This is a genomic window from Bradyrhizobium sp. CAR08 (assembly GCF_052871955.1).
The window spans coordinates 90671-99169 of the sequence record NZ_JBIXJX010000025.1 but is presented as its reverse complement, the minus strand read 5'-3'; the positions used below and the strand labels follow the sequence as shown (position 1 = coordinate 99169).

The window sequence follows — 8499 nt, the reverse complement described above, 5'->3', positions numbered from 1 at the left end:
TCCCGATGGGCGCGGTACACCGGATGGAGAATCCCGGTAAAATCATGCTGGAGCTGATCGAGGTCCAGACGGGAAGCTATCTCGGGGAAGACGACATCATCCGGATTGAAGACGACTATCAAAGGTCGTAACCAGCACACTCCGAATCACGCGACCCGGGCCAAAAGAGTGGTCTCTTCCAGAGGCTTAAGGCCCGGGAAACGTGTAACTTTTTGAATCAAATCGTGTCCGGACCGCTAGCTCCGCATTCGCCACAAATGTGGCGTCCGTGCTAGAAGCGCCCCGGGGATTTGCGTTGAATCGGGGTTTGCTCACATGAGTTCCACAGGATCTGCACCGGCAAAGGCCGGCTTGCGCGTCGGCGTCATTGGCGCCGGCGTGATGGGCAGCAACCACGCGCGCGTGCTCGCGGGTCTTCCCGGTGTCAGCCTCGTCGGCGTCGTCGATCCTTCGCCGGCACATCGCACGCGGGCGATGGAGCTTGCCAATTGCGCGAGCTTCGAGACGCTCGACCAGCTCTTGGCCGAAGGCGTCGATGCCGTCACCATTGCGGCGCCGACTCATCTGCATCACGAGGTCTCGCTCGCCTGCATCGCCAAGAACATCCACGTGATGGTCGAGAAGCCGATTGCGTCCACGGTCGCGGAAGGCCGCGAGATCGTCACGGCTGCGCAAAAGGCCGGCGTGACGCTGATGGTCGGCCATGTCGAGCGCTTCAATCCAGCCGTTGCCGCCGTCAAGCAGGCGATCGCGGGCGAGGATATTCTGTCGATCGCGATCACGCGCGTCGGCCCATTCCCGCCGCGCATGTCCAATGTCGGCGTCGTCATCGATCTTGCCGTGCACGACATCGATCTGATCCGCTGGTTCACCGAATCCGACATCGTCGAGGTGCAGCCGCAATTGTCGAGTGCGGTCGCCGAGCGCGAGGACATCGCGCTGCTCCAATTCCGCACCGCCAACGGCGTGCTCGCGCACATCAACACCAATTGGCTGACGCCGTTCAAGGCGCGCAGCGTCACGGTCGCGACCCGCGGCAAATACGTGATGGGCGATCTCCTGACGCGCCAGGTCACCGAATGTTTCGGCTTCAAGCCTGACGGCAGCTATTCGATGCGGCATCTGCCTGTCGGCCATGACGAGCCGCTCCGCGCCGAACTGATCGCGTTCCTCAAGGCCGTGCGCAACGGCGAGACGCCGGCGGTCACCGGCGACGAGGGCGTCGCCAGCCTCGAGATCGCGACGCAGTGCCTGGAAACGCCGTCGCGGCCCGCCGCCAAGTCGTCCGCCCTCAAGGGCCCGCGCCGCGTCGCCGGCTGATCCCATTCCATGTTGACCGATCAAAACCCGCAAGGCGCCATGAACCAGCATCTGCGTTCCGACCCCATTCCTTTCATCGACGTCGCCTCGCAGCGCCGCCGGCTCGGCGATTCGCTCGATGCTGCCGTGAAGCGCGTTCTCGATCATTGTCAGTTCGTCAACGGCCCTGAAGTCGCCGAGCTCGAGAAGCAGCTTGCGGCCTATTGCGGCGCCAAGCACGTCATCGGCTGCGCCAGCGGCACCGATGCGATCCTCATGGTGATGATGGCGAAGAATGTCGGGCCGAGCGACGCCGTCCTGTGTCCGTCCTTCACCTTCATCGCGACCGCTTCGCCGGTGGCGCGGACCGGCGCGACACCGGTTTATGTCGATGTCGACGAAGCGACCTTCAACATGAGCCCGGAATCGCTCAAGCGCGGCATCGCGACGGCCCGCAAGGCCGGCCTCAAGCCGGTCGCGGTCATTCCGGTCGATCTGTTCGGCCAGCCGGCCGATCACGATGCCATCGCCGAGATCGCCAAGGTCGAAGGCCTGTTCGTGCTCGATGACGCAGCGCAAGGCTTTGGCGCGAGCTACAAGGGCCGCAAGCTCGGCACCTGCGGGCTCGCCACCGCGACCAGCTTCTTCCCGGCAAAGCCGCTCGGCTGCTTCGGTGACGGCGGCGCGATCTTCACCGATGACGACGAACTCGCGGCGACGCTGCGCAGCATCCGTGTGCACGGGCAGGGCGTCGACAAATACGACAACGTCCGCCTCGGCCTGACCGGCCGGCTCGACACCATGCAGGCCGCGATCCTGATCGAGAAGCTGAAGATCTTCGACGACGAGATCGCCGCCCGAAACAAGGTCGCCGAGCGCTACGCGCGCGGTCTCAGCAATGTGGTCACCGTGCCGCGCGTGGCGCCCGGCAATACGTCGGTCTGGGCGCAGTACACGATCCGCCTTCCTGAGGGCACCGACCGCGACGGCTTTGCCGCCGCGCTGAAGGCCCAGGGCGTGCCGACGGCGATCTATTATGGCAAGTCGATGCATCAGCAGACCGCCTACAAGCAGTATCCGGTGGCCGAGGGCGGCCTGCCGGGCTGCGAGAGCCTGTCGCAGGACGTCATCAGCCTGCCGATGCATGCCTATCTGACCGAAGCCGATCAGGAGCGAATCATCGCGGCCGTGCGCGGCGCGCTTTCAGCCTGATTTCCCCGTTTTGCTGCGCGAGCTCTTCCTTTAGAAGGGAACGATGCTCGGACGTATCTTCACGGTTGGTGGCTACACGCTGCTCTCGCGGCTGACGGGGTTTGCCCGCGACATCATGCTTGCCGCGATTCTCGGCGCCGGCCCCGTGGCCGACGCCTTTTTCGTGGCGCTGCGGCTGCCCAACCATTTCCGTGCGATCTTCGCCGAGGGCGCCTTCAACGCCGCCTGGGTGCCGGCCTATGCGCACGTGCACGGTGAGCGCGGGGAGGGGGCGGCAAGATTGTTCGCCGACCGCATCTTCACGCTGCTGCTGGCCTCGCAGGTGGTGCTGCTGATCGTCGCCTGGGTGTTCATGCCGCAGGCCATGAGCATTCTGGCGCCCGGCTTTTCCGAGGACGCCGAGCAGCGCAAGCTCGCGATCGAGCTGACCCGGATCACCTTTCCCTATCTGCTGCTGATCACGCTGGTGACGCTCTACGGCGGCATGCTCAACGTGATGCAGCGCTTCGCGAGCGCCGCAGCCGCGTCGATCTTCCTCAACATCTCGATGATGATGACGCTGGCGCTCGCCGCATGGTTTCCCGGCGCGGGCCACGCTGCCGCCTGGGGTGTCCTGATCTCGGGTTTTTTGCAGTATTTCCTGCTCGCCGGCGATCTCGCCCGCCATGGCGGCCTGCCGCGCTTTGCGCCGCTCAAGCTCGACGAAGACGTCCGCGCATTCTTTAAAGCACTCGGGCCGGCGACGCTGGGCTCGATGGGCACGCAGCTCGCGCTGTTTGCCGACACCATCATCGCGACTTTCCTGCCGGCGGGCGCGCTGTCGGCGCTGTATTACGCCGACCGTCTCAACCAGCTCCCGATCGGCGTGATCGGCATTGCCATCGGCACCGTGCTGCTGCCGGAGATGTCGCGGCGGATCACGGCCAACGACCATGACGGTGCGATGAAGGCGCAGCGCCGCGCGTTCGATTTCACGCTGCTGTTCTCGGTGCCGTTCGTCGCCGCCTTCCTCACCGTGCCCGACGCGATCATGCGCGCGCTGTTCGCCCGTGGTGCGTTCTCGAAAGCCGATGCCGCCGCTGCCGGTGCCACGCTCGCGGCCTATGCCATCGGCCTGATCCCCTTCGTACTGATCCGCAGCGCGGTCGCGACCTTCTACGCGCGCAAGGACACGGCGACGCCGGTGCGGGCGTCGCTGACCGGCATCGCGGTCAACGTCGCCTTGAAAATTGCCTTGATGGGATCGCTGGCCCAGATCGGGCTTGCGCTGGCCACTGCCGTCGGCGTCTGGACCAACCTGCTACTGGTGCTGTTCTTCGCGGTGCGGCGAGGCTTTCTCGTGCCGGACCGCGCCTGGCTGTTGTCGCTCGCCAAATTCCTGCTGACCGGGCTCATCCTGGCCGCCGCCTTCTGGCTCATCGCGCGCTTCAGCAGTCCTTCGTTGGGCTCGATGCACTTCCGGGACGAATTGACGCTGCTTCTGCTGGCCGTCGGAGGTACGATCGTCTATGCGCTCGCCATCCTTGCGCTGTTCGGGCGCCGCTGGCTGGTCTCACTGGTGCGGGGTTAACTTTTTCATATTTTCAACGCATTGACGGCTCGAGCTTGTCGGCACGGGCCAGTCTCGATCGTCCTTGGATGGACACATCTCGGAAGTGCGGCGGATGGACCCTGCACAATTGACGTGATGCCGTCACCTCGAGCCGGCAAAATTCGAACCAGGAGCACTGTTTATGAGGATCACCGTCGAAACCAACGTAGCAGCCCCTATCGATCAGGTCTGGCGCGCTTATACGACGCCTGCCGACATCATGAAGTGGAACGCCGCGTCCGACGACTGGCATACGACCAAGGCGACCGTCGACCTGCGAGAAGGCGGTGTCTTCTCATCGCGCATGGAGGCCAAGGACGGCAGCATGGGCTTTGACTTCGCCGGTACCTACACGAAAATCGTCGAGCACAAGCGTATCGAATACGCGTTCGGCGAGCGAAATGCCGAAGTCGAGTTTGTGCCCGGCCCGAAGGGCATTCTGGTTCGCGTGGTCTTCGATGGCGAATCGACGCACTCGGTCGAGCAGCAGCAAGGCGGTTGGCAGGCAATCCTCGACAACTTCGCACGATACGTGGAAGCGAAGCAGACGAAGTCCTGAGGCGTGTGTAGGGGCAAGAAAGCGCCAGAACAAGGGGCTCGCTTCCAGGGTGCAACCGACCTCCACACATCTCTTGATTTTGCGCGATTGCTGTGGTAATTGCGGCGCATGATCAAATCAGCGCGCAAACTCAACCGCAACCACATGACCCGCTTCGGCCGGGCCGTGGAAGGAGTCGCGCGCTAGAAATTCGACGACGACATCTTTTCACCAGGCCCCGCCGGCATCGGACGGGGCCTTTTGTTTGGCCACGCTTCCCTGCCGGCACAACAGCAGGAGCGTCCGATGCCACCCCAACAGACGATCATGACATCCGAGACGGAGAGGCTCCCCCTCGAGCTTGCCTCGACGTGGAGCATCCCAGGCTTGCTCGCGCGATACTGGCGTGCGCTCCAGGACTGGCGCTGGCGGCACGGCCCACAAATCGCCTTGCGGGACCTGAGTGACCGGGAGCTGATGGATATCGGCCTGACGCGCGGCGAGATCGACTACATCTCGCCGGAACGGGCTATCGATAGGCTGAGGGATCACGCCAGAGATCTATGGAGCCGCGGGGGGATGTAACTGATGAGCCATCCGAAGCGGAGATGCGCTTTGCGAGCAAGCAGCCGTCAGCACGGCTGCTTGTTCTCAGGCGTGCACTGCGGGCGGGTTCGGCAACTATCATGCCATCAAGCGGACCGTTCCTCACGGCGAAATGACCGAGTTGCGGCGCTCCCGTTCCATCCTGCTCTGACAGGTGAGGGCGCTGGACGGTTTTCGCATGGCTAAACCCGTTTGCCTTGCCAGTTTTTCCACGGCAATATGCCGGCAAAACAACCATGAGAAACGGGACGAGAAAATGGCGGCTCCCATCAAGTTCGGCGTTGGCCAAAGCGTGTTGCGCAAGGAGGATGACGCGCTCATCCGCGGCAAGGGCCGCTATACCGACGATTATGCGCCGCAGGCCGTGCTTCACGCCCTGATGCTGCGCTCGCCGCATGCGCATGCCAAATACACCATCGATGCGAGCCGCGCCCGCACCCTTCCCGGCGTCGCGCTGATCCTGACCGCCGATGACGTTGGGGATCTCGGCAATCTGCCCTGCCTGTTCAATCTCGAGACAGATCCCTTCACCGGCCCGCCTTACCCGATCCTCGCCAAGGACGAGGTGCGCCATGTCGGCGATTCCATCGCCTTCGTGGTCGCCGAGACCATCGACCAGGCCCGCGACGCGATCGAGGCGATCGAGGTCAAATGGAGCCCGCTGCCGGCAGTGACCGGCGTCGTCAATGCCGTGAAGAAGGGCGCAGCCTTGGTCTGGCCGGACAAGCCCGGCAACGTGCTGTTCGACGTCTCGATCGGTGACAAGAAAGCGACCGAAGCTGCCTTTGCGAAAGCGCATGCGGTGGCCGAGATCTCGATCGTCAATCCGCGCGTGGTCGCGAACTTCATGGAGACGCGCGCGGCGGTGTGCGAATACGACGCCAAGCGCGACCATCTGACGCTGACGGTCGGCAGCCAGGGCAGCCATCGCCTGCGCGATATCCTCTGCCAGAACGTGCTCAACATTCCGACCGACAAGATGCGGGTGATCTGCCCCGACGTCGGCGGCGGCTTCGGCACCAAGCTGTTTCCCTATCGGGAATACGCCCTGTTGGCAGTCGCCGCGCGAAAGCTGAAGAAGGCGGTGAAATGGGCGGCCGACCGCACCGAGCATTTCATGGGCGACGCGCAGGGCCGCGACAACGTCACCACCGCGAAGATGGCGCTGGCCGAGGACGGCAAGTTCCTCGCGATGGATTGCGACCTGATGGGCGACATGGGCGCGTATCTGTCGACCTTCGGGCCCTATATCCCGCATGGCGGCGCCGGCATGCTGCCGGGCCTCTACGACATCCAGGCGTTCCACTGCCGGGTGCGCACCATCTTCACCAACAGCGTGCCGGTCGATGCCTATCGCGGCGCCGGGCGGCCCGAGGCTGCTTACGTCATCGAACGTCTCGTGGACGCCTGCGCGCGAAAACTCGACATGACGGTGGATGCCATCCGCCGCAAGAATTTCATCCAGCCGAAGGCGCTGCCCTACAAGACCGCGACCGGCAAAGTCTACGATTCCGGCGACTTCGCCGCGCATCTGAAGCGCGCGATGGAGATCGCCGATTGGAAGGAGTTTGGCAAGCGCGCCAAGGCGGCCAAGAAGAACGGCCTGATCCGCGGCATCGGACTTGCGAGCTATGTTGAGGTCTGCGGCACCATGGGCGAGGAGACCGCCAATGTGCGGATGGACCCCAATGGCGATATCACCGTCCTGATCGGCACCCAGTCGAGCGGGCAGGGCCACCAGACCGCCTATGCGCAGATCGTTGCCGAGCAGTTCGGCGTGGCGCCCGAGCGCGTGCACGTCCACCAGGGCGACACCGACATGATCGCCACGGGCCTCGGGACCGGCGGCTCGGCTTCGATCCCGTCGGGCGGTGTCAGCGTCGAGCGCGCGACCCGCGAGCTCGGGCAGAAGCTGAAGGAAATCGCGGCCCAGGCGCTGGAAGCCAGCGCCGGCGACCTCGAGATCACCGACGGCATCGTGCGCATCGCCGGCACCGACCGCTCGGTCTCGTTCGCCGATCTCGCCAAGCGACCCGGCGCGGATCCCTCGAAGCTGAACGCGAGCGCGACCTTCGCCAGCGCCGACGGCACCTATCCCAACGGCACCCATGTGGCGGAGGTCGAGATCGATCCGGCCACCGGCATCATCAAAATCGTCAACTACGTGATCGTCGACGATTTCGGCATGACGCTCAATCCGCTGCTGCTGGCCGGCCAGGTCCACGGCGGCGCCATGCAGGGCATCGGCCAGGCGTTGATGGAGCAGGTGGTCTATGGCGCGGGCGATGGCCAGCTCGTCACCGCGACCTTCATGGACTACGCGCTGCCGCGCGCGGCGGACGGGCCGGCGTTCGTGTTCGAGACCGCCAACGTTCCCTGCAAGACCAATCCGCTGGGGGTGAAGGGCGCGGGCGAGGCCGGTGCGATCGGGTCCTGCCCGGCGGTCGTCAACGCCATCGTCGACGGGCTCTGGCGCGAATACAAGATCGACCACATCGACATGCCGGCGACCCCGGAACGGGTGTGGATCGCCATCAACGAGCACCATCGCCGTCACAGCCTGTGACAATCTTCCACGGGAATGAAATCTGCCGAGCGGTGTTGGCCCATTGAGGGGTCAGCACGATCCTGCATCAAGGAAAGGGATTTTGCGAATGAAGCGAGTGTTGGTGGTTGGGGGTGCGCTCCTGCTCGGTATGGGCGCGGTTTGGGCACAACAGGACTCCGTCAAGGAAGTGCAGACTCTCATGAAGGGCAACGGCAAGAACGCCGGCGCAGTGGCGGCCATGGTCAAGGGCGAGAAGCCCTATGATCAGGCCACTGTGGACAGCGCGCTGGCGCAGTTCGAGGACACCGCCAAGAAGCTGCCGCACCTGTTTCCGGCGAGCGCAAAGGGTATGAAGCCCGACGGCGACTACAGCGCCTCGCCGAAGATCTGGGAGGACAAGGCCGGGTTCGATGCCAAGGTCGCGAGCTTCGCCAAGGTCGTCGGCGAGGCCAAGGGCAAGATCAAGGATCTCGACTCGCTCAAGGCGAATTTCCCCGCGGTCGGCAAGGAATGCGGCGGCTGCCACGAGACGTTTCGTGTGAAGAACGGTTGACGGAAGAAAAAGATTCGTAGCCCGGATTGCGCTTTGCTCCATCCGGGCTACTGGGAATCGGGAAAAAGCGGTTGCGAAAGCAGCCGCTTTTTCCATGTCGGCGCGCAGCGCTGCTGGAAATTCTATCCGCAAGGCCTGACGGATCGCTGCCG

Annotated in this window: 8 protein-coding genes; all 8 read left to right on the top strand. The window is 64.1% G+C overall.

Annotated features, from left to right (window positions below):
• A partial coding sequence (locus tag ACIPUD_RS34970; protein ID WP_446481763.1) for a hypothetical protein occupies positions 1–131 on the top strand: 131 nt, incomplete at its 5' end.
• A 184-nt stretch (positions 132–315) separates the two neighbouring features.
• The gene (locus tag ACIPUD_RS34965; protein ID WP_026233387.1) at positions 316–1320 is read left to right on the top strand and encodes a Gfo/Idh/MocA family protein; all 1005 of its coding nucleotides are present in this window, start codon (positions 316–318) and stop codon (positions 1318–1320) included.
• A 39-nt stretch (positions 1321–1359) separates the two neighbouring features.
• Positions 1360–2511: a DegT/DnrJ/EryC1/StrS family aminotransferase gene (locus tag ACIPUD_RS34960; RefSeq protein ID WP_247475333.1), complete on the top strand. Its 1152-nt coding sequence runs from the start codon at positions 1360–1362 to the stop codon at positions 2509–2511.
• Between the two features lie 43 nt (positions 2512–2554).
• Positions 2555–4081, top strand: a complete 1527-nt coding sequence (gene murJ / locus ACIPUD_RS34955; protein WP_354264249.1) for a murein biosynthesis integral membrane protein MurJ — start codon at positions 2555–2557, stop codon at positions 4079–4081.
• Positions 4082–4244: 163 nt separating this feature from the next.
• Positions 4245–4661 carry an SRPBCC family protein gene (locus tag ACIPUD_RS34950; protein ID WP_085348818.1) on the top strand — a complete coding sequence of 139 codons (417 nt, stop codon included), beginning with the start codon at positions 4245–4247 and terminating at the stop codon, positions 4659–4661.
• A 285-nt stretch (positions 4662–4946) separates the two neighbouring features.
• Positions 4947–5225 carry a DUF1127 domain-containing protein gene (locus ACIPUD_RS34945; protein ID WP_247297128.1) on the top strand — a complete coding sequence of 93 codons (279 nt, stop codon included), beginning with the start codon at positions 4947–4949 and terminating at the stop codon, positions 5223–5225.
• A 277-nt stretch (positions 5226–5502) separates the two neighbouring features.
• The gene (locus tag ACIPUD_RS34940; protein WP_446482467.1) at positions 5503–7812 is read left to right on the top strand and encodes a xanthine dehydrogenase family protein molybdopterin-binding subunit; all 2310 of its coding nucleotides are present in this window, start codon (positions 5503–5505) and stop codon (positions 7810–7812) included.
• An 88-nt stretch (positions 7813–7900) separates the two neighbouring features.
• Entirely contained in the window at positions 7901–8347 is a 447-nt protein-coding gene (locus ACIPUD_RS34935; RefSeq protein ID WP_085383980.1) for a c-type cytochrome, read from the top strand.
• The last annotated feature ends 152 nt before the right edge of the window (positions 8348–8499 follow it).

Excerpts from the sequence above, each read along its gene's own strand:
- ACIPUD_RS34965 (WP_026233387.1), top strand. The coding sequence starts at position 316 with ATGAGTTCCACAGGATCTGCACCGGCAAAGGCCGGCTTGCGCGTCGGC.
- ACIPUD_RS34960 (WP_247475333.1), top strand. The coding sequence starts at position 1,360 with ATGAACCAGCATCTGCGTTCCGACCCCATTCCTTTCATCGACGTCGCC.
- murJ (WP_354264249.1), top strand. The coding sequence starts at position 2,555 with ATGCTCGGACGTATCTTCACGGTTGGTGGCTACACGCTGCTCTCGCGG.
- ACIPUD_RS34950 (WP_085348818.1), top strand. The coding sequence starts at position 4,245 with ATGAGGATCACCGTCGAAACCAACGTAGCAGCCCCTATCGATCAGGTC.
- ACIPUD_RS34945 (WP_247297128.1), top strand. The coding sequence starts at position 4,947 with ATGCCACCCCAACAGACGATCATGACATCCGAGACGGAGAGGCTCCCC.
- ACIPUD_RS34940 (WP_446482467.1), top strand. The coding sequence starts at position 5,503 with ATGGCGGCTCCCATCAAGTTCGGCGTTGGCCAAAGCGTGTTGCGCAAG.
- ACIPUD_RS34935 (WP_085383980.1), top strand. The coding sequence starts at position 7,901 with ATGAAGCGAGTGTTGGTGGTTGGGGGTGCGCTCCTGCTCGGTATGGGC.